The following is a 20791-nucleotide window of genomic DNA, read 5'->3' on the forward strand; positions in this document are numbered from 1 at the left end:
TTCCTCAGGCCGCAGGCGTTCCCCACAGCAGGCGGAATCTCTGCCAGCCGCAGGTGACTGGTTTAGACAAATTGTGAATCGGTCAGTATTTCCGTTCATACTGGGATAATATTTTGGTTTTTCGATTTTGAGAAGTGAAGACAAAAAGTGGCCCACCGGCAAAAGCTGGTGGGCCACTAAACGTATTGTATTAGTCGTTTAAGTTGTACCGTAATTTCATGTGTTCGGAACCGAACGTGACCATGTCGCCAAGTAGCTTGGTTTGCCGCTTGAAGGATTCGTCGGAAAGCTTTTCGTTAGCTTCCTTCAGAATAGTCGTGTCAGCACCGTCAATAATGGCAGCGTCGGTTTCGTGTTGAATCTGGCGGTAAGCGGACATTGCTTCCAGCGCAAACGTGTTCCGGAAGTCTTCGTAAAGACTGTAGTCCGTATCACCCAAGAGGGCCGTGGTGCAGCTCAACCAGTACATGTGGTTCATGTTGAAGGTACCATCGGCGTCCTTGTAGGCAGCTGGCGTATCGTCAACGTTGGCGTAGAATGGAACAACCGTGTTGAAAGTGTTGGCCCCAAAGGCTAACCAGTGAATCCCGGCGATGCTGTCAGGCACGTTGTTCCGAATTTGTAGGATGTGGACATCGTGGTTCCGGTTGATTCCGATCGGCCGGAACAAAGTCTTGTCGTCTTCTGAGCCGTGGCCGTAAACATCGTACTTGGTGTTTTCGTAATGGGAACTCAGCACAAATTTAACATCGTCAATCGAGATCTTCCGGTTGGCGTGGCAAATGAATGGCAAGTCTTGGTCTTGAGGATCGTGTTCAATTTCTGGATTGAAGTATTTCTGACCGAACCAAGCACGAGGATTGTTGTACACCGTATCCTTGATAGTTGCACTCCCGAAGATGTGGCGCAAATTGACTTGGTCGAAGTCAGGGTTCAAGTGGTACTTCGCAATCAGATCTTCCAAGTCAGCGGAAGCCAAGGTGTCTTCGGCACTGAAGTCGAAGTCGTCGATGTTCATCCGGTTAGGTGCAACCACGTAAGCATCGTCAGGAATCCGCTTAGCTGCCCAGTGGTGACCACCGATGGTTTCTAACCACCAGATTTCGTTATTGTCAGAGAAGGCAATGCCGTTAGGTTCGTAGGTTCCGAATTCTTCCAACAGGCTACCCAAACGTTTTACACCATCACGGGCACTGTGAATGTAAGGCAAGACCAAAGTTACCAAGTCTTCTTCACCGATTCCACCGGCAACGTAAGGGTCGATGCCTAAGACGCGGGAGTTAGTCGTGATCGTTTCCGTTGCGGACATTGCGATGTTTTCACTGTTGATCCCGGCTGCTGGCCAGATTCCATTGGTGAGAATCGAGTTAGGAATTGACGTGTAACGTAACGGGTTATCCGGTAAGCTGATCTTAACGCCACTGATGACGGCTTGGTAGTCGCGAGGTTGGTCAGCCGGGTTAACGACGACAAACCGTTCTGGGTCAAGGGCTTCGTGACCATCATCGTTTCGTGAAATGATGGTGGAACCGTCTAAGGACGCCTTTTTTCCTACTAAAATGGTGGTACATGAACCTTTAATTCTCTTCGTCATGAATACAGCACTCCTTTTAAGAAACATTATAGCATTGTCAGAGAGTGCATTGAAGTGGTTGGTCAAGCCGTACGCTGGGTGGTTAGAAATGGGGCTGAGTTGTCGATCACCAATTAGTCGTGACAGTCGCGCTTACCGCTTGGTTTGGCTTTCAATCAGTCGTTTGAGCTCAGCGTTTTGCTGCTTAATGGTGGTTAGTTCTTGGTGGAGCTGTTGATACTGGCTCGCTTCGCCACGGTGAGCAAAGTAGGTGGTGATGGTGCTGGTCAGGGCACCGATAAAGCCGATGCCGACTAACATCAATAGGGTGGCCGCCCATTTGCCAACCGTGGTTTGCGGCGCAACGTCGCCATACCCCACCGTGGAGGCAGTGGCGATGGCCCACCACAGCGCCTCCCCCCATGAGACGTGTTCGGCGTAGGAATATAAGGTGGCGCCCAAGATCAGAATGGTCAGGCTGGCCCAGACCAAGTAGATGAAGCCGTTGGTTTTCAGGAAAGTTCGTAGTGGTTGGTGGAGTCGCCCGATGAAGCCCACCAGCCGGACGAAACGAAAGAGGCGGGACAGTTGTAACAGGCGGGTAACCCGTGCGAGACGAAAGAAATTGAAGAAACTGGTCAATGGTAGAATAGCGATGAGATCGAAGATGTGGTGGCGGAAGAAGTCCCACTTGCGCGGTGCTCGCCAGAAGCGCACCCAGTAGTCGATCGTAAAGATCACCAAAAGACCATCGTCCATTACGGACCACGGCGTTTTAGTCAGGTCAATGAACCCAGCTAAGTCGAAAATGACCAGGGCGATTGACCACAGGGCTAGCACGATGACTAGTCCATGATAAAGTTTTAAATATCGCGTCATCATTAATCCCCCCAATCTGATGATTAGCTTAATGCTAGTATCTCACGATTGAGGGGATTCATTGTGTGGCACATCTTAGTACTGTTAGTAGCCTAACTTGGGAGCTGTTGCACGGAATACTAGTGGTTCTTTCCGCCTTACCGTTCGCCAAATTTGAGCTGGAGCGCTGTGGGGAGGACGGTTCGAGCCATAGTGCGGTCTCGAACCTCGCTTTGAGCCGAAAAAACCGCGTCTCAAAGGCGCCATTTACCAAGAGAAGCACTTGGTAAATCCCACGGCTGAGCTCAAATTTGACTCACTCACGGCTACGTAAAGGTTGCCGATTGATCCATGGCTTCAGGCTTAGTAGAACGAAGCGTCTAAACGTATGTCGGCCGACTTCACGTCTGACACAGCAGTTTCAGTCGACTCAGCTAATGACCAGTACGGTCGTTATCAATTAGACTAAAGACGTCGTGTAGTTGCGTTTTCCAACTATTGCCATGGTAGAACAACCAAAGCCGGAGAAGGTCAGGGATGGAGCCAGCCGTGAAAGTGGTGTTAGCTGGCGATTTTGAGCCAGCTTTACAGCACGGGCGATTTTGAAGACATTCTTCGTGGCTTCAAATCGAGCAAGAAGACTGGTGATTTTCCAGTCTGAAGCGTCCCCACAGCAGGCGGAATCCCTGGCAGCCGAAGGCGGATGGCTATATCAATCAGTATTGCCAAGGCAAAGCCGCTCTAGCTTTTGGTCACATAGCGACTGAAGACGCGAGCGTTGTGGTTGGCGCAGTCAAAGCGGGGGTGAGGAGGGCGACAATGTTTTGAATCGGGGTTGGTAACGTAAAGATCATGGTGGTGAGATCGGTTGTGCCCAAACGTTGGTTGATCATCAGTGCCATAGTATTGACGAGGCTAGGGGCGGCCATGCCATAGATATCGGCACCAACGAGTTGATTTTCCTGATTCAGCACGACCGTCATTTCAGCAGCTTGATCCGCTTGATCTGGCAGATTGAGTTGTTGACCATAAGGAATGCGGACGGTGTGGTAATTCAAATCGCCAGCAGCTTGTGCGGCGCTAATTCCAACGCGCGCGATGCGTGGTTGCGTGAACAAAATGTGCGGCGTGACCGGATAAGAGATGGCCACTGAGTTGCCCAGGATTTGTTCGGCGATGTAGGTCGCTTCGAAGGTAGTGGTAGCCGGGGAGTCAATCATGGATTGAACGGTGACGGTCCCACAAGCGAAGACGTTTTGACCGTTGGCCCGTAAATGGTCATCGACAATAATTCCGTGCGCGTTGGTGTGAATACCAGCATTTTCTAAGCCCATCAAGTCAACGTTAGGCCGGTAACTGGTTTCAGCCAAAACGTAGTCAGTGGCGATCGTTAAGCCACTATTGGTTGATACGCGATAGGCGTTAGCGTTGGGTTCGATACAGGTCACGGTTTCTCGGAAACGCACGTCAATGCCGCGGTTCTGGAGCGTAACTAGGAGCTTCGTCACGTAACGTGGGTCAAGTGACTGGGCGGCGCGGTTAGCCTGCGTCAAAATGGTGACGCGGGTTCCAAACTGATTGGCGAGAGAGGCAAGCTCAAGGGCACGGGGACCTGCCCCGATGATCGTCAGATGGTCGGGTAGCTGGTCCAGGTTGAGCAAGTCATGGCGACTGTGGAGAAATTCTTGGCCGGTGACTTTAGGCAGGGTAGCGTGTTGACCGGTATTCAAAATGATTTGTTTGGCCGTTATGACTTGGTGACCAATTCGAAGCATATGCGGGCCCATGAGAATCCCGGTGCCTTGAATGAATTGAATATCGTGGTGCTCAAAAAGTGTTGTCATTTTAGTAGTTAGGTCACGACTGAGCTGCTGCTTGTGGCTCTGGAAAGCTGACCAACTTTGAGCAGGGGTGGTCGGGAGCAACTCATCTTCGAGTTGGGACTGGTATGTGGCCGAGCTGAGCATGGCAACTGACTTACCGGCCCGACGTAAGGTTACGGCGGCCGACCAAGTGGCGTGACTATTTCCTACAAAGACAACATCGTATTGAATCATTAAATTAAAAACCTCTTTCTTAGCAAAACGTGCGAAACAAACAGTCGTGTGCGATTAATTGAACAAAATAAAAATGCTAGTGCAGCATTTTCTCCAAAGTGGCGATCAATATGTGATTCCGGGCAACGAGGTCCCGGTAATCATCGGGGTCTATCTCTTGCTGGCGAACGCAGATGCGAATCGATTCAAAAATCTCAGTCTTCCTCGATCTCCCAGTCTCGGTTAATTGGATAATCAACTGCCGGTGATCAGAGCTTACGACCTCACGGGTGAGCCACCCCTTACGTTCCATGCGCTTAAGCAAGGGGGTAAGGGTGTTACTACCGAAGTCTAGTTGCTCACCTAGAGAGTGGAGGGGCTGGCGATCCTCTTCCCACAGCGCCAAAAGTACCAAGTATTGCGGATAAGTCAGACCAAAAGGTTGCAGCGCCTGCTGATAAAACTTGATAAATAAGCGACTTGCGCGGTACATCGAGAAGCAAAGTTGGTTCGCCAGCGTCATGTCAATATCTTCCATGATTGGTCCTCCAATTAGATTGCGTACGATTTAATTTACTATAACCTGATATGTGTTAGCTGTCAACTATTTCAGGGTTATTTGTGAAAAAAGACTGTTCGCCAAGTCGTTCGGTTGTGTCGGCCGGCGTTTGCCAGTAGAATGGAAATATTGAAAAAAAGGGGTAAACAGTGATGGATTTAGCGGCAGCACAAGATATTTTGAAAACAACGTTCGGTTACGATGAATTTCGTCCCGGTCAACGAGCCGTCATTGAGCATGTGCTGGCTGGTCAGAACAGTCTGGCCATCATGCCGACGGGGGGCGGAAAGTCGCTGTGTTACCAAATACCAGCGTTATTATTTAACGGGATCACCGTGGTAGTGTCTCCTTTGATCTCCTTGATGAAGGATCAAGTGGATGCGCTCAATGACAGTGGGATTGCGGCCACCTTTATCAACAGTTCATTGGATTGGCCCGACATTCAGGAGCGACTGGCGGGCTTGCACGATGGGGCGTATAAATTACTCTATGTAGCCCCGGAACGGCTAGATTCGGCGGCCTTCCTGCAGGCGCTGGGTCAGCTGCCCATTGATTTGTTGGCGGTTGACGAAGCGCACTGTATTTCCCAGTGGGGGCATGACTTTCGACCGAGCTACCTGGCCTTGAGTACGGCCATCGAACAGTTGCCGACGCATCCCCAAGTTTTAGCGTTGACCGCAACCGCCACGGAACAGGTAGCGGCCGATATTTGTCAGCAGTTGCAAATTGATCCCCAGAATGAAGTGAACACGGGATTTGCTCGGGATAATCTGAACCTGACGGTGGTTAAGGATCAGGACACCGATCGGTTTATCTTGGATTATTTACAGGTCAATCAGGGTGAAACGGGAATTGTTTATGCCAGTACGCGTAAGGAAGTGATGCGGCTGACGACGCTGTTAACGCATCATCATGTGAAGGCTGCGGCATACCATGCCGGCTTAAGTGATGAGGAGCGTCGCCAGAATCAGGAGGACTTTCTCTACGATCGGATTCAGGTGATGGTGGCAACCAACGCTTTCGGTATGGGGATTGATAAGAGTAATGTGCGCTTCGTTATTCACGCGCAGGTGCCCGGCACCTTGGAAGCCTACTATCAAGAGGCCGGTCGGGCTGGTCGGGACGGCCTTCCCAGTGAAGCAATTCTCCTCTACCGGGCGCAGGACTTGCAGATTCAGCATTTCTTTATCGACCAGTCGGAACGTGACGAGGAAAATAAGCAGCGCGAATACCAGAAGTTACAGGTGATGAGCCAGTATGCCAATACCCAGGGGTGTTTACAGCAGTTTATCTTAGCGTACTTTGGAGAAGATTCGGCGCCCTGTGGCCGGTGCAGCAATTGCCGTGATGACCGGGAAGCCCAAGATATCACGGTAGCCGCGCAGAAAGTCTTGTCCTGCGTGGTGCGGTTACGCTCACGGTTTGGCAAGGGCATCGTGGCCCAAGTGTTGACGGGTGCGCACAATCAACGAATTCGAGATAATCATTTGGAAGAGTTGTCGACGTACGGGCTAATGACGGGGCACCGCCAGAAGAGTGTGGGGGAACTCATCGACTTTCTCACGGCGGCCGGCTACCTGCAGAGCGTCGGCGGTCAATACCCCACGTTGGCAGTGACCCAAGCGGGCGCCGACGTGTTAAAGGGCGAGACACAGGTTTTTCGTAAGATGGCGCGGCAGGCCAAGCGTTTGACGCCCGTGAATGATGAATTATTTGGCAAATTGCGCGAAGTCCGTCGCCAGTTGGCGGAAGAACAGCATGTGCCGCCATTTGTGATCTTTTCGGACCGGTCGCTCCACGCTATGTGTGAGGTCCTCCCCCAAGATGATGCCGCCTTTCTGACGGTCAAGGGCGTCGGACAGAGCAAACTCGCAAAATACGGTGAGCCCTTCATGGCGGTGATCCGGGCCGATCAAGCCGCTGCGGATTAGGCGGCTGAAAAATGGACAAATAGATAATCTCTGCCGCCTTGCCGTTCGCCAAATTTGAGCTGGAGCGCTGTGGGGAGGACGGCCTAAGCCACAGGGCGGTCTTAGGCCTCGCTTTGAGCCGAAAAATCACGTCTCAAAGTCGTCATTTACCAAGAAAGTCACTTGGTAAATCCCACGGCTGAGCTCAAATTTGACTCACTCACGGCTACGTGGAAGTCATCAATTACGGTTGGCTAATTGATGATTCACCAGTTGTTTAAGAAGTTTTCTACTTAACAACCATCGTAACCGGAGGAGGGCGGAGATGGAGCCAGCTGTGTCGACGGTGTTAGCCGATTTTCGGCTTACAGCGTGGGACGCGTTTGGAAACTGACGGTTTCTGTCAGGTTTCAAACCGAGCCGGAGGCGTTCCCCACAGCAGGTGGAATCTCTGCCAGCCGCAGGTGGCGGGTTTAGGCTATTTTTCAGACTAAAATCTTTGTCACTTTGACGTTAGTAATGAGTTTATTCCTTTCAACCTTTAGCTGGGACAGGTATAACCAGTAATTGGTCCTTTCAATCTTCAGTTAGCCCGCGATTTACGAGTCATCTTCCTTTGTGAAGCAGGGGCGATATGGTACTCTAAAGAGCGCTGTGTTGCTTATGCCTTGCAGAGGAGGTTCACCCATGTCTGACTCAGATTTTATTGAAATTGTGAATGACCGCGAGAACAATTTACAGAATATTAGCCTCAAGATTCCGAAGAATAAACTGACTGTGTTCACTGGTGTTTCTGGCTCCGGTAAGTCGTCGATTGTCTTTGATACGATTGCCCAAGAGGCGGGACGCCAGTTGAACAGTACATATGATAGTTTTACGCGTACCTTCTTGCCGAATTATCGGCGACCAGATGTGGATGACGTGCGGCACTTGTCGACCGCCATTGTGATTGACCAGAAGCCCTTGGGCGGAAATGCACGCTCAACGCTGGGAACGGTGAGCGATATTAGCCCGTTGTTGCGCATCTTGTTTTCCCGATTTGCCACCCCGCACTATGGGGACGCCAGCAACGCCTTCTCCTTCAACGATCCAGCGGGGATGTGTCCCACTTGTGAGGGGATTGGGAAGACCTACGTGGTGAAACGCGCGGCGATTCTGGATATGACGAAGTCGCTGAACGAGGGCGCCATTTTACTGCCGGGCTACGGTCCCCAGACGTTTCTCTTTCAGACTTTAAAGGCGACGGGGTGGTTTGACCTCGATCAGCCCGTGTGTGACTTTACCGCTGAAGAGCTAGACAAACTGTTGATGGGGAAGCAGGCAGTGCGGGTTGCGTACAAGGATTCCGTGTTTAACGTCAACTTTGAGGGGCTGGAACGGCTATTTTATCGGCAAAACCTCAAGACGGGAAAGGGGATCAGTGAGGGCGCCCGAAAGAAGATTGAAAAGTTTGCGACGATGCGGCCTTGTCCGGACTGCCAAGGGAAACGCTTTAATCCCCAAGTGTTGGCGGCGCGGATTAAGGGCTACAATCTCTACGACCTGACTGCGTTACAGCTGACCGATTTACAGCGTGTGCTGGCCCAGTTCGACGATCCGCGGATGGCTAATTTGGTGACGAGCATTCAAGACCGCGTGGCTGGTTTGGTGGACATCGGCCTCGATTATCTTAGTCTGACACGGGAGACGGCGACCTTATCGGGTGGGGAGTCGCAGCGCGTGAAGACGGTGAAATACTTAGCCAATAGCTTGACGAACCTGCTGTATATTCTGGACGAACCTAGTACGGGGCTCCATCCGCGTGATGTCCATCGGCTCAATGAATTACTGCTGAAGCTGCGGGACAAGGGAAATACGGTGCTGGTTGTCGAGCACGATCCCGATGTTATTCAGGTTGCGGACTACGTGGTTGACGTGGGGCCGCGCGCAGGGATTCATGGCGGACGCATCATGTTTACTGGGACGTATCCAGAATTATTACAAGCGCAAACGTTGACCGCGCAGTACCTACAGCGTCAGCTACCCATTAATCCAACGCCCCGCCAACCGACGACTTTTCTGACAACCCAACCCAGTCGACGGCATAACCTTAAGGATGCGGTCCTAAAGATTCCGACCGGTCTGTTTACCGTGGTCACGGGCGTAGCGGGTTCCGGTAAGAGTACACTGGTCGAGCAGGTCTTTGCGGCGGAACATCCGGAAGCCCGTCAGATTGACCAGCGTCCGCTCCATACGAATAGTCGCTCGAACCCGGCAACGTATATGGGCGTCCTGACAGCTATCCGTAAGCTGTTAGCCAGTGAGAATGCGGTCAGTGAAAGCCTGTTTAGTGCGAATTCCAAGGGCGCTTGTCCTAAATGTGGCGGAAAGGGTGTGCTAGAGCTCAACCTATCCTTTATGGAGAACGCCACGGTGACGTGTGACCTCTGTCATGGCGGGCGGTTTGATCCGCAGGTGCTGACATATCAGTTCAAGCAACGCAATATTGAAGAGATTATGGCGATGACGGTTGAAGAGGCGGTGGCCTTCTTCGCGGGAACGAAGGTAGCAACGGGTCTTGAGAGCCTGATGACAGTGGGCTTGGAATACTTGGCATTGGGACAGCCGTTAAGCACACTCTCTGGTGGGGAAGGGCAGCGACTGAAGATTGCGAAAGAATTGAGAAAACGCGGCAATCTTTATATTTTGGATGAACCGACCACCGGTCTACATCCTTCCGACATTATGATAATAGTCAAAATCATCAATGATTTAGTGGACAGCGGAAATACGGTCGTCGTGATTGAACATAACTTGGATGTTATACGTTGTGCGGATTGGTTGATTGATATTGGTCCGGATGGCGGGACTAACGGTGGCGAGATCCTTTACGCGGGACCGGTTGCGGGCGTGCGTCAAGCGCCACGATCGATCACGGGTCAGTATTTAAAAGCGTGACCAAATAAATTTTGCGGTTCACCAATAAGCGGGTGAACCGCTTTTTTTCGCTCTTTATTTATCCGGATGAATAAAGGTTTGCGGGGCCGGCAACGGATAAATCTATTGTAATCGCTTACACGGTGTGCTACCATTATCCTCATAAATTAACGATAAGGACTGACGACCAATGGCTAAATCAGAATTTCAAAAAATGATGGATCAAGAACTTTACGACGTGAACGATGAAAAATTGGTGCATGACCGGTTTGCCGCCCGGGATTTGTATGAATCTTTGGATAACATTCCGTTCCGGGATAAGGATCGTGTGACGGCATTAGTGAAGAAATTATTTGGGACGGTGGGGAAGAACGTTGAGATTCGGCCTCGCTTTGCTTGTGACTATGGGTATAACATCCACGTGGGCGATAACTTTTTTGCTAACTTCGATTGTATTCTCTTGGATACCTGTGAGATTACGATTGGGGATAACGTCTTGCTGGCCCCCCGCGTTCAAATTTATACGGCCGGACATCCCTTTAACATTGCCGATCGGACGTCTTGGCTGGGCAACGGCGCGCCGGTGACGATTGGCAATAATTGTTGGATTGGCGGCAACGCCGTGATTGTTCCCGGCGTGACGATTGGTAACAACGTGATTGTGGGTGGTGGTGCCGTCGTGACTAAGTCTTTTGGGGATAACGTGGTGCTTGCGGGTAATCCAGCACGTGTGATCAAGCGGCTCGATGCTGAAGGCAACGTCATCCCTACTGAAAAGTAGATTTATCCGAATAAAATAGACTTAAATTGGCAATTTTAGCAAAATTTGCTATGCTAGGTGTGACCAGACAAATTACGAATGAATTTGTAATTGCTGATTTGGGTGCGGTAAGGTTTGCGCAACTTGGCGAAACCGTTACCAACGGGAGTGCTACGGTGCAGTTTGGTTACAAACTATGGGAGAGTAAACATGGAAAATAAATACCAACGGGTCAAGGATTCCCTGAAAGAAGCGATTCTTTCTGGGAAGTATCCAATTGACGAAAAATTACCAACTGAGACAGAACTGATGGAACAGTTTAAAGTCTCACGCTATACCATCCGCCGGGCCGTGGGTGACCTGGAAACTGAACATTTCATTTACCGTATTCAAGGTGGGGGAATGTTCGTCCAGGATTGGCACAAAGATTGGGCAACGGAAAATGATAGTAAGATGATTGGGGTCATCACGACGCACATTGCCGACTACATTTTTCCGCAGATCATTTATGGCATGGATAAGGTGATTTCCGACGGCGGCTATTCACTGCTGTTGGGAAATACCCACAATAATCACGACAAGGAACGTAAGAACCTGATCAACATGTTGAATAGCAAAGTAGCGGGGTTGATTATTGAACCGACGCAAAGTGCTTTGCCCAATCCTAATATGGATCTGTATCAGGAAATTAAGGACGACCAGATTCCGGTTCTCTTCATTAACGCGGCATACCCCCAACTGGACTTTCCGTACGTCACGACGGATGACGTGGGCGCTGAGAAAAAGTTGATTGACCATCTGTTGCAGATGGGACATGAGAGTATCCTGGGGATTTTCCAGGTCGATGATATTCAGGGTGTTCACCGCATGAACGGATTTGTTCAGGCCTACCAGGAACATCCGGACATTTCATACAAGAGTAACCTGATTATGTATCAGTCGGGGGACGACTTCTCGCGTATTACCAGTCGGATTGCGTCGTACTTGAAAGATAATGAACGGCCAACGGCGATTGCGTGCTATAATGATCAATTGGCGATTCCCGTGATGGCGTTTGTTAAAGAGCAAGGGCTCCGGGTGCCGCAAGATATTTCGATTGTTGGATTTGATAATTATCAGATGTCTCAGTACATGAGTCCTGGGTTAACGACGCTCAACCATGAGAAAGAAATCATGGGGGAAGACGCGGGGCGGATGATGTTCCAGCTGTTGAATAAGCAACCGGTACAATCCATTACCTATGAACCAGAGCTGGTGATTCGCCAGTCGACAGGAGCACCTAAACCCTCACAGATAGGTTAGGATGAATTTCGAACCAACTGGCTAATTGATCAGCAGTTAGAATTGAAAAATGGATAAAACGAAAGCGTGCTGCCGGGTGAGCACGCTTTTTTTGTGGCTGCATAGTTGGCAAGGTCAGTACACAAAGCCGGGGAGAGATGCGACCAGAATGGCAAAGGGCGTCGGATCAGTGCAAGTGGCGGGGCGACAATTATCGAATGATTATCGGAATTGGTCCCGGTTTCCCCATCATTTGATTGGCGGAGCGCCTGAGTTGACACGAATTTAGAATTATTGGGACGAATTCGCAAAACGTAAAACGCTTAACCTGACAACCTTCGGAAACGCTTACAAATAATTTAAATCGATCAAACCCGCGTCGTGACAGCGATTTCAGTAAATATTAATACGCATATAAAAAATAAGTGTTGATTTATGCGTATAAATATAATACACTAAGTTTGTTCAGAAATGAAAACGCTTCACAGTAATTGCCGATATTTCCGATTGGCCGGCCGATCGAAAAAGGGTGATGGAAAAAGTGAGACCGCTTCATTTCTATCAATAGTTAAGTGGGAAAAGCCATTATTTGTTTTTTATCTTTACCCCTTTAAACTTAGGAGGAACGAAATTTGGAAGCGAAAGCGAAAAAGAAAGTCTCAAGTGGATTCATATTCTTCTTTGGATCATTTGGTGGAATTCTCTTCGGTTACGATATCGGTGTTATGACCGGTGCTTTGCCATTCTTGAAAACTGACTGGTCATTGACCAACGCGTCATTAATTGGTTGGGTAACTTCATCAGTTATGTTCGGTGCCATCTTCGGTGCTGCGATTGCCGGTCAATTGGCCGATAAGTTAGGTCGGCGGCGGATGATTCTGATGTCATCCTTAATCTTCGCCATTGGGTCAATCCTTTGTGGGTTCTCTCCTAACGGTGGGACTTACTACTTAATCGGGATGCGGATCTTCTTAGGGTTAGCCGTTGGTGCTGCCTCTGCCTTGGTCCCAGCCTACATGTCAGAAATGGCACCGGCACGGTTACGTGGTAGTTTGTCAGGGATTAACCAGACCATGATTGTTTCTGGGATGTTAATCTCTTACATCGTCGACTTCGTATTGAAGGATTTACCTGGCAACTTGTCATGGCGTTTAATGTTAGGTTTGGCTTCTGTGCCAGCCTTCATCCTCTTCGCCGGTGTTCTCCGTTTGCCAGAATCACCTCGGTTCTTAATCAAGTCTGGTCGGTTAGACGAAGCACGGACGGTTCTTTCATACGTTCGTAAGCCTGACGAAGTTGAACCAGAAGTTAAGTCAATTCAAGAAACTGCTCAAACTGAAGAAAACAACTTGGAAAAGACCTCATGGGCAACGTTGTTTAACGGTAAGTACCGTTACTTAGTGATCGCCGGTGTTGGGGTCGCTGCCTTCCAGCAATTCCAAGGTGCCAACGCGATCTTCTACTACATTCCACTGATCGTTGAAAAGGCTACTGGGAACGCCGCAAGTTCCGCTCTGATGTGGCCAATCATCCAAGGTGTTCTGTTAGTTCTTGGGTCATTACTCTACATCTGGATTGCTGAAAAATTCAATCGTCGGACGTTGTTAACTATGGGTGGTACGATCATGGCATTGTCCTTCCTGTTACCAGCCATCATTAACAAGTTAGTTCCTAACGCAAGTCCAATGATGATCGTTGTCTTCTTATCTATCTACGTTGCATTCTACTCATTTACTTGGGCACCACTTACCTGGGTTCTGGTTGGTGAAATCTTCCCACTGGCTATCCGGGGCCGTGCATCTGGTTTGGCATCATCATTCAACTGGATCGGTTCATGGGCTGTTGGTTTAATCTTCCCAATTATGACGGCTGCAATGTCACAAGAAGCTGTGTTCGCTGTCTTCGGTATCATCTGTGTCTTGGGTGTTCTGTTCATCCGCTTCTGTGTTCCAGAAACGCGTGGTCACACTCTTGAAGAAATCGAAGCACAAGGTACGAACCGTGGTCACAAAGAAGCTACAAATAACAACTAGTAATTCTCGATTTAAAACTATTGGGAGGTAAGTTAAATGAACTTAGTTGAAACGACTCGCGCTATCGAAGCCGGTGAGGTTTCCTTAGGGATCGAGTTAGGTTCAACCCGGATTAAAGCGGTATTGGTCACTGATGACTTCAATACCATCGCCTCAGGCAGTTATGTTTGGGAAAACCGCTTTGAAGACGGTGTCTGGACATACCCGATCGACGAAGTTTGGACTGGGATTCAACAAAGCTACACGCAAATGGCTGCTGATGTTCAAAGCAAGTACCACAGTGCTTTGACTAAGATTAGTGCCGTTGGGGTTAGTGCCATGATGCATGGTTACTTAGCCTTTGATAAGAGTGGCGAATTGTTGGTACCTTTCCGGACTTGGCGGAATAACATCACGGAGCAATCCGCAGATGAATTAACCAAGTTATTCAATTTCAATATTCCACAACGTTGGAGTATTGCACATCTGTACCAAGCTATCTTGAACGGTGAAGACCACGTTCGCAACGTGAACTTCATTACGTCCTTAGCTGGTTATGTAACTTGGAAATTATCTGGCGAAAAGGTCTTGGGTGTTGGGGATGCTTCTGGTGTCTTCCCAATCGATGACAAGACGGGTTCTTACGACAAGGAAATGCTGAAGAAGTTCAGTAACCTTGATAACGTTAAGCAATACCCTTGGGACATCGAAGATATCTTGCCTGACATCTTACCAGCTGGTAAAGTTGCCGGTCATTTGACGGCTGAAGGTGCTAAGTTGCTGGATGCCAACGGTAACTTGGAAGCCGGTAGTGTGATGGCACCTCCTGAAGGGGATGCTGGTACCGGGATGGTTGGTACGAACAGTGTGCGGAAGCGGACTGGGAATATCTCCGTTGGGACTTCATCGTTCTCCATGAACGTGTTAGACAAGCCTTTGACTAAGGTTTACCGCGATATTGATATCGTGATGACGCCAGATGGCTCACCAGTAGCCATGGTCCACATTAACAACTGTTCTTCAGATATTAATGCATGGGCGAGCGTCTTCAACGAATTTGCACAACGTCTCGGTGTTGAACTGAAGCCAGACCGTTTGTACGAAACGCTCTTCTTGGAAGCTGCCAAGGCTGATCCAGATGCCGGTGGTTTGGTGAACTACAGTTATCAATCTGGTGAAAACATCACCAAGATTAAGGCTGGCCGGCCATTATTTGCCCGGACACCAAACAGCAAGTTTAGCTTACCTAACTTCATGCAAACGCAGTTATACGCTGCCTTTGCACCACTGAAGATCGGAATGGATATCTTGATTAATCAAGAACACGTTCATACCGATGTGATGATTGCCCAAGGTGGGTTGTTCCGGACACCAGTCATTGGTCAACAAGTCTTGGCCAATGCGTTGAACGTCCCAATCACTGTTATGAGTACTGCCGGCGAAGGTGGTCCATGGGGGATGGCGGTCTTAGCTATCTATGCTAAGCGCGATACCGATGAATCATTGGAAGACTTCTTGGATCAAGAAGTGTTCACGAACCCAGAATCCATGACGCTGAGTCCAGAACCTGAAGGGGTTGCTGGTTACCAGAAGTTCATCGAAAAGTATCAAGCTGGCTTGCCGGTGGAAGCTGCCGCTGGCGATGCAATTAGCGACTAAGAGAGGAAGTTAATTGAATGTTAGAGGAATTAAAGCAAGAGGTTTACGAAGCCAACATGCAACTGCCAAAACTTGGCCTGGTTACCTTTACTTGGGGTAACGTTTCCGGGATTGACCGGGAAAAGGGTCTGTTCGTCATCAAGCCTTCTGGGGTTGACTACGACAAGTTAAAGCCTAGCGACTTGGTCGTAGTAAACTTAAAGGGTGAAGTGGTTGAAGGGGACATGAACCCTTCCAGCGACACCCCAACGCATACAGTACTTTACAATGCCTTTCCAAATATTGGTGGGATTGTGCACACGCACTCTCCATGGGCTGTCTCCTTTGCTGGGGCTAACCAAGATGTTCCAGCCATGAACACGACCCACGCCGACACGTTCTATGGTGATGTTCCAGCGGCCGATGCTTTGACCAAGGAAGAGATCGAAGAAGATTACGAAGGCAATACGGGTAAAACCATTGTCAAGACCTTCAAGGAACGTGGTTTGGATTACGAAGCAATTCCAGCTGCTTTGGTTAGCCAACATGGCCCATTTGCTTGGGGTCCTACGGCAGCTAAGGCTGTGTACAACGCCAAGGTCTTGGAAGTTGTTGCAGAAGAGGATTACCACTCCATGCAATTGACCCACAAGAATTTGGAATTGCCTCAATACCTGTTGGATAAGCACTATTACCGTAAGCACGGTAAGAACGCTTATTATGGGCAAAACAATGCCAAGTCGCAGAGTCATGCGGCGCGTGAATAATTTGGGTTCAATGCTTTAATAACAATCAATTATATAGAAGGAGTGCTTAAATTATGTTATCAGTTCCTGATTATGAATTTTGGTTTGTTACCGGTAGTCAACATCTCTATGGTGAAGAACAATTAAAGTCCGTTGCCAAGGATGCACAAGACATCGCTGACAAGTTAAACGCCAGCGGCAAATTACCATACAAGGTTGTCTTCAAGGATGTTATGACGACTGCCGAAAGCATCACTAACTTCATGAAGGAAGTTAACTACAACGATAAGGTTGCCGGGGTTATTACCTGGATGCACACGTTCTCTCCAGCCAAGAACTGGATCCGTGGGACTGAATTGTTGCAAAAGCCATTACTTCACTTGGCTACGCAATACTTAAACAACATCCCATACGCTGACATTGACTTTGATTACATGAACTTAAACCAAAGTGCGCATGGTGACCGTGAATATGCTTACATCAATGCACGTTTGAAGAAGAACAACAAGATCGTTTACGGCTACTGGGGCGACGAAGCAGTTCAAGACAAGATTGCTGCTTGGGAAGATGTTGCAGTTGCTTACAACGAAAGCTTCAAGGTTAAGGTTGCTCGTTTCGGAGACACCATGCGTAACGTTGCCGTTACTGAAGGTGACAAGGTACAAGCACAAATCCAAATGGGCTGGACTGTTGACTACTACGGTATCGGTGACTTAGTTGAAGAAATCAACAAGGTTAAGGATGCTGACATCGACAAGGAATACGCTGACTTGGAAAGCAAGTACACCATGGTTCAAGGTGACAACGATGCTGACAAGTACAAGCACTCAGTTCGTGTTCAATTGAAGCAATACCTTGGAATCAAGAGCTTCTTGGAAAAGGGTGGCTACACTGCCTTCACCACGAACTTCGAAGACCTCTGGGGTATGGAACAACTCCCTGGCTTAGCTGCACAATTATTAATTCGTGATGGCTATGGCTTCGGTGCTGAAGGTGACTGGAAGACCGCTGCTCTTGGCCGTGTCATGAAGATTATGTCCCACGGTAAGAAGACGGCCTTCATGGAAGACTACACACTTGACTTACGTAAGGGCCACGAAGCTATTCTTGGTTCTCACATGCTGGAAGTTGACCCAACGATCGCTTCCGACAAGCCTCGTGTTGAAGTTCACCCATTGGATATCGGTGGTAAGGCTGACCCTGCACGTCTGGTCTTCACTGGTTCAGAAGGTGACGCTATTGACGTTACGGTTTCCGACTTCCGTGATGGCTTCAAGATGATCAGCTACGCTGTAGACGCTCACAAGCCAGAAGCTGAAACGCCTAACTTGCCAGTTGCTAAGCAACTTTGGACGCCAAAGGTTGGTCTTGAAAAGGGTGCCTTAGCTTGGATGCAAGCCGGTGGTGGTCACCACACCATGCTCTCATTTGCTCTGACTGAAGAACAAATGGAAGACTTTGCTACTATGGTTAACATGAACAAGGCATTCATCAAATAGTCATTAATGACTGCAAAAATGGTTGGGGTTGCCGAGAGCAGCTCCGGCCATTTTTATTTAGGGTCAGCTGAGAGCTTGAACGGAAGCTTCAGCAACGTCATGAGGCGTTGGTTGCGCACTGAAGTGGTCGGTTTACTCAACGCTGGCCTTATGTCGAGCTTAAGGGAGGAACAGGGAATGGCAAAATCAGAAAAAGAAAAGATGATCACGGGCGAGTTGTTCGCCGTCTACGATGATGAATTGGTTGCTGAACGGGCGGCAGCGCGTAAGCAAGTCGAGGCCATCAACGCATTAGGCGAGAGCGATCCAGAGCAGAGTCAGCGACTGGTGAAGAAGTTATTTGGTGCTACAGGTAAGGACGTCAGTGTCCATGCCAGCTTCAAATGTGACTACGGATACAATATCTATGTTGGTGAAGATTTCTTTGCTAACTATGATTGTGTCATGTTGGACGTGGGACCCATTCATATTGGGAAGCACTGCTTGCTGGGACCTAAAGTTCAGATTTATTCGGTTAACCATCCGGCTGATCCTAAGTTGCGTCGTAATGGCGCCATGGGTATCGGGAAGCCAGTCACGTTTGGTGATGATGTCTGGGTCGGCGGTGGCGCCATTATCTGTCCTGGTGTAACGCTAGGCAATAATGTTATCGTCGGTGCGGGTAGTGTTGTGACGAAATCATTCGGTGATAATGTGGTGGTTGCTGGTAACCCAGCACGAGTCGTGAAGCATTTAGATTAAGCTGACTATAGCAAGTTTGACGATGAAAAGATAGTCAACTGACACAATTCTCCATGATATGGTTCATCAGAACGCTTCCATCCTTAAAGGGTGGGGGGTTCTGATGGACCATTTTTTTGGCAATAAAACGATAATTTTTTAAATTTTTTTTGAAGCAAACGGTTACTTTCATGGTGCGGTTTGTCTCCGAAAATCGGCTGAAAAGTTATCCGCATAATAAAAACGCTTATTGATTTATCCGTACAACTGTTTTAGAATACTTATATCGCGTTTGTGAAAACGTTTTACCCAAATGACAGCAAGTCCGATTTTGCAAGCGTTAGCGCGATGATCGCAATTTATTAGACCAATTAACATTAACGGTCACTTTGGCATAAGTTATCTGTAGAGACACTGGGAGGTATTTTAGTGAAAGGCAACAAGAAAATTTCAAGCGGTTACATCTATTTCTTTGGTTCCTTCGGGGGCATCTTATTTGGTTATGATATTGGTGTCATGACGGGGGCACTGCCCTTTCTGGAAACGGATTGGAGTTTAACCAACGCCACGCTGATTGGTTGGATCACGTCAGCTGTCATGTTCGGGGCTATCTTCGGTGGTGCGCTCTCCGGTCAATTGTCAGATAAGTTGGGCCGTCGGAAGATGATTCTGATCTCGGCGTTAATCTTTGCCCTAGGCTCATTGTTGTCGGCAGTCGTGCCTAACTTTGGCGAGTACTACTTAATTGGCGTCCGGATCTTCTTGGGCTTGGCCGTAGGGGCCGCATCAGCATTAGTCCCGGCCTACATGTCCGAAATGTCGCCAGCACGCTTACGGGGACGTTTAACGGGGATTAACCAGACCATGATTGTGTCCGGGATGTTAATCTCCTATGTCGTGGACTTCCTTTTGAAAGGGCTGCCAGAATCCTTTGCTTGGCGGTTGATGTTAGGTTCCGCCGCAATTCCCGCAATCATTCTCTTCGTCGGGGTCTTGCGTTTGCCTGAATCACCACGCTTCTTGATCAAAAATGGCCAACTAGACGCCGCCCGGACGGTTCTGAGCTACATCCGGCCCGCTGATGAAATTGAACCTGAAATGGCCACTATTCAAAGCACGGCGAAAACCGAAAGCGCTGCCGCTAAGAATACGTCGTGGTCCACGTTACTTTCCGGAAAATACCGGTATTTGGTCATTGCTGGGGTGGGTGTCGCCGCTTTCCAACAGTTCCAAGGGGCCAATGCTATCTTCTACTACATTCCATTAATCGTTGAACAGGCAACTGGGAGTGCTGCCAGCAACGCGTTGATGTGGCCGATTATTCAAGGTATTATCTTAGTTATCGGGTCGTTAGTCTTCCTATGGATTGCGGATAAATTCAACCGTCGGACGTTGTTAATTTTGGGTGGTGCCGTTATGGGCTTATCCTTCTTGTTACCGGCGTTCTTGAACGTGACGCATCTGAATAGTAATCCCATGTTGATCGTAGTCTTCCTGTCCATCTATGTGGCCTTTTACGCCTTCACTTGGGCACCGCTGACCTGGGTCTTGATCGGTGAAATCTTCCCATTAGCCGTTCGTGGTCGAGCTTCAGGTGTGGCCTCATCCTTTAACTGGATTGGGTCATTTGCTGTGGGCCTGCTGTTTCCAGTGATGACGGCGGCTATGTCACAAGAGGCCGTGTTCGCAATCTTTGGAATTATCTGCTTATTGGGCGTTGCTTTCGTCCGGTTCTGCGTGCCAGAAACGAAGGGCCGTACGCTGGAAGAAATCGAACAACAAGGGACGCGCGTTAAGTCAACTGAATCTTTAGAAGCATCCAGCGACTATACAGAATAGCCAAAGGTTGAAGCTTAAAAAAGGCTCTATAAAGGCCGTGGTATGACGCTTTTGAAAAATAGACAAACAGATAATTTCTGCCGCCTTGCCGTTCGCCAAATTTGAGCTGGATCGCTGTGGGGAGGACGGCCTAAGCCATAGAGCGGTCTTAGGCCTCGCTTTGACCCGAAGAACACGTGTCAAAGTCGCCATTTACCAAGAAAACCATTTGGTAAATCCCACGGCTGAGCTCAAATTTAGCTCACTCTCGGCTACACAGATATTGTCCTCTATATTTGCTAAGTACTGATGTATCAAGCGGTTAAACCAATTTGCTAATCAAAGGCTAACATAACCGGAGGAGGGCAGAGGTGGAGCCAGCTGTGTCGACGGTGTTAGCCGATTCTCGGCTTACAGCGTGGGACGTGTTGGAAGACCGGTGACTTGCCGGGCTTCGAACCGAGC

At 48.9% G+C, this 20791-nt stretch carries 14 protein-coding genes; 10 read left to right on the forward strand and 4 right to left on the reverse strand.

Annotated elements, in window-relative coordinates:
• Positions 1 to 190: 190 nt before the first annotated feature.
• From HF569_RS04055 to HF569_RS04070, 4 genes are all read right to left on the reverse strand, one after another.
• Entirely contained in the window at positions 191 to 1594 is a 1404-nt protein-coding gene (locus HF569_RS04055; RefSeq protein WP_168901435.1) for a C69 family dipeptidase, read from the reverse strand.
• A gap of 132 nt (positions 1595 to 1726) precedes the next feature.
• Positions 1727 to 2452 (reverse strand): potassium channel family protein, encoded by a 726-nt coding sequence (locus HF569_RS04060; RefSeq protein WP_332870956.1) that lies wholly within the window; start codon positions 2450 to 2452, stop codon positions 1727 to 1729.
• Between the two features lie 731 nt (positions 2453 to 3183).
• Positions 3184 to 4488, reverse strand: a complete 1305-nt coding sequence (locus HF569_RS04065; protein WP_168901437.1) for an FAD-dependent oxidoreductase — start codon at positions 4486 to 4488, stop codon at positions 3184 to 3186.
• 76 nt (positions 4489 to 4564) lie between these two features.
• Entirely contained in the window at positions 4565 to 5005 is a 441-nt protein-coding gene (locus HF569_RS04070) for a MarR family winged helix-turn-helix transcriptional regulator (protein WP_211088937.1), read from the reverse strand.
• Positions 5006 to 5178: 173 nt separating this feature from the next.
• On the opposite strand from HF569_RS04070, the gene recQ reads away from it, so the two are divergent.
• From recQ to HF569_RS04120, 10 genes are all read left to right on the forward strand, one after another.
• Complete coding sequence (recQ, locus tag HF569_RS04075) at positions 5179 to 6957, forward strand: DNA helicase RecQ (protein WP_168901438.1); 1779 nt, start codon at positions 5179 to 5181, stop codon at positions 6955 to 6957.
• A 666-nt stretch (positions 6958 to 7623) separates the two neighbouring features.
• Positions 7624 to 9873, forward strand: coding sequence for an ATP-binding cassette domain-containing protein (locus HF569_RS04080; protein WP_168901439.1), 2250 nt, complete (start codon positions 7624 to 7626; stop codon positions 9871 to 9873).
• Between the two features lie 169 nt (positions 9874 to 10042).
• Positions 10043 to 10633, forward strand: coding sequence for a sugar O-acetyltransferase (locus HF569_RS04085; RefSeq protein ID WP_168901440.1), 591 nt, complete (start codon positions 10043 to 10045; stop codon positions 10631 to 10633).
• A gap of 189 nt (positions 10634 to 10822) precedes the next feature.
• Positions 10823 to 11914, forward strand: coding sequence for a GntR family transcriptional regulator (locus HF569_RS04090; RefSeq protein WP_168848697.1), 1092 nt, complete (start codon positions 10823 to 10825; stop codon positions 11912 to 11914).
• Between the two features lie 611 nt (positions 11915 to 12525).
• Positions 12526 to 13926, forward strand: coding sequence for a sugar porter family MFS transporter (locus HF569_RS04095; protein ID WP_168901441.1), 1401 nt, complete (start codon positions 12526 to 12528; stop codon positions 13924 to 13926).
• Positions 13927 to 13962: 36 nt separating this feature from the next.
• Entirely contained in the window at positions 13963 to 15564 is a 1602-nt protein-coding gene (locus tag HF569_RS04100; protein WP_168848698.1) for a xylulokinase, read from the forward strand.
• A gap of 17 nt (positions 15565 to 15581) precedes the next feature.
• Positions 15582 to 16310 carry an L-ribulose-5-phosphate 4-epimerase gene (locus HF569_RS04105; protein ID WP_168901442.1) on the forward strand — a complete coding sequence of 243 codons (729 nt, stop codon included), beginning with the start codon at positions 15582 to 15584 and terminating at the stop codon, positions 16308 to 16310.
• 53 nt (positions 16311 to 16363) lie between these two features.
• Positions 16364 to 17788, forward strand: a complete 1425-nt coding sequence (araA, locus tag HF569_RS04110; RefSeq protein ID WP_168901443.1) for an L-arabinose isomerase — start codon at positions 16364 to 16366, stop codon at positions 17786 to 17788.
• A 177-nt stretch (positions 17789 to 17965) separates the two neighbouring features.
• The gene (locus HF569_RS04115) at positions 17966 to 18529 is read left to right on the forward strand and encodes a sugar O-acetyltransferase (protein WP_168848701.1); all 564 of its coding nucleotides are present in this window, start codon (positions 17966 to 17968) and stop codon (positions 18527 to 18529) included.
• A gap of 408 nt (positions 18530 to 18937) precedes the next feature.
• Positions 18938 to 20347, forward strand: coding sequence for a sugar porter family MFS transporter (locus HF569_RS04120; RefSeq protein ID WP_168901444.1), 1410 nt, complete (start codon positions 18938 to 18940; stop codon positions 20345 to 20347).
• Positions 20348 to 20791 lie beyond the last annotated feature (444 nt).

Origin of the sequence: Levilactobacillus tujiorum (assembly GCF_012641185.1) — a bacterium.
Classification (GTDB): Bacteria; Bacillota; Bacilli; order Lactobacillales; family Lactobacillaceae; genus Levilactobacillus; species Levilactobacillus tujiorum.

Excerpts from the sequence above, each read along its gene's own strand:
- HF569_RS04055 (WP_168901435.1), bottom strand. The coding sequence starts at position 1,594 with ATGACGAAGAGAATTAAAGGTTCATGTACCACCATTTTAGTAGGAAAA.
- HF569_RS04060 (WP_332870956.1), bottom strand. The coding sequence starts at position 2,452 with ATGACGCGATATTTAAAACTTTATCATGGACTAGTCATCGTGCTAGCC.
- HF569_RS04065 (WP_168901437.1), bottom strand. The coding sequence starts at position 4,488 with ATGATTCAATACGATGTTGTCTTTGTAGGAAATAGTCACGCCACTTGG.
- HF569_RS04070 (WP_211088937.1), bottom strand. The coding sequence starts at position 5,005 with ATGGAAGATATTGACATGACGCTGGCGAACCAACTTTGCTTCTCGATG.
- recQ (WP_168901438.1), top strand. The coding sequence starts at position 5,179 with ATGGATTTAGCGGCAGCACAAGATATTTTGAAAACAACGTTCGGTTAC.
- HF569_RS04080 (WP_168901439.1), top strand. The coding sequence starts at position 7,624 with ATGTCTGACTCAGATTTTATTGAAATTGTGAATGACCGCGAGAACAAT.
- HF569_RS04085 (WP_168901440.1), top strand. The coding sequence starts at position 10,043 with ATGGCTAAATCAGAATTTCAAAAAATGATGGATCAAGAACTTTACGAC.
- HF569_RS04090 (WP_168848697.1), top strand. The coding sequence starts at position 10,823 with ATGGAAAATAAATACCAACGGGTCAAGGATTCCCTGAAAGAAGCGATT.
- HF569_RS04100 (WP_168848698.1), top strand. The coding sequence starts at position 13,963 with ATGAACTTAGTTGAAACGACTCGCGCTATCGAAGCCGGTGAGGTTTCC.
- HF569_RS04105 (WP_168901442.1), top strand. The coding sequence starts at position 15,582 with ATGTTAGAGGAATTAAAGCAAGAGGTTTACGAAGCCAACATGCAACTG.
- araA (WP_168901443.1), top strand. The coding sequence starts at position 16,364 with ATGTTATCAGTTCCTGATTATGAATTTTGGTTTGTTACCGGTAGTCAA.
- HF569_RS04115 (WP_168848701.1), top strand. The coding sequence starts at position 17,966 with ATGGCAAAATCAGAAAAAGAAAAGATGATCACGGGCGAGTTGTTCGCC.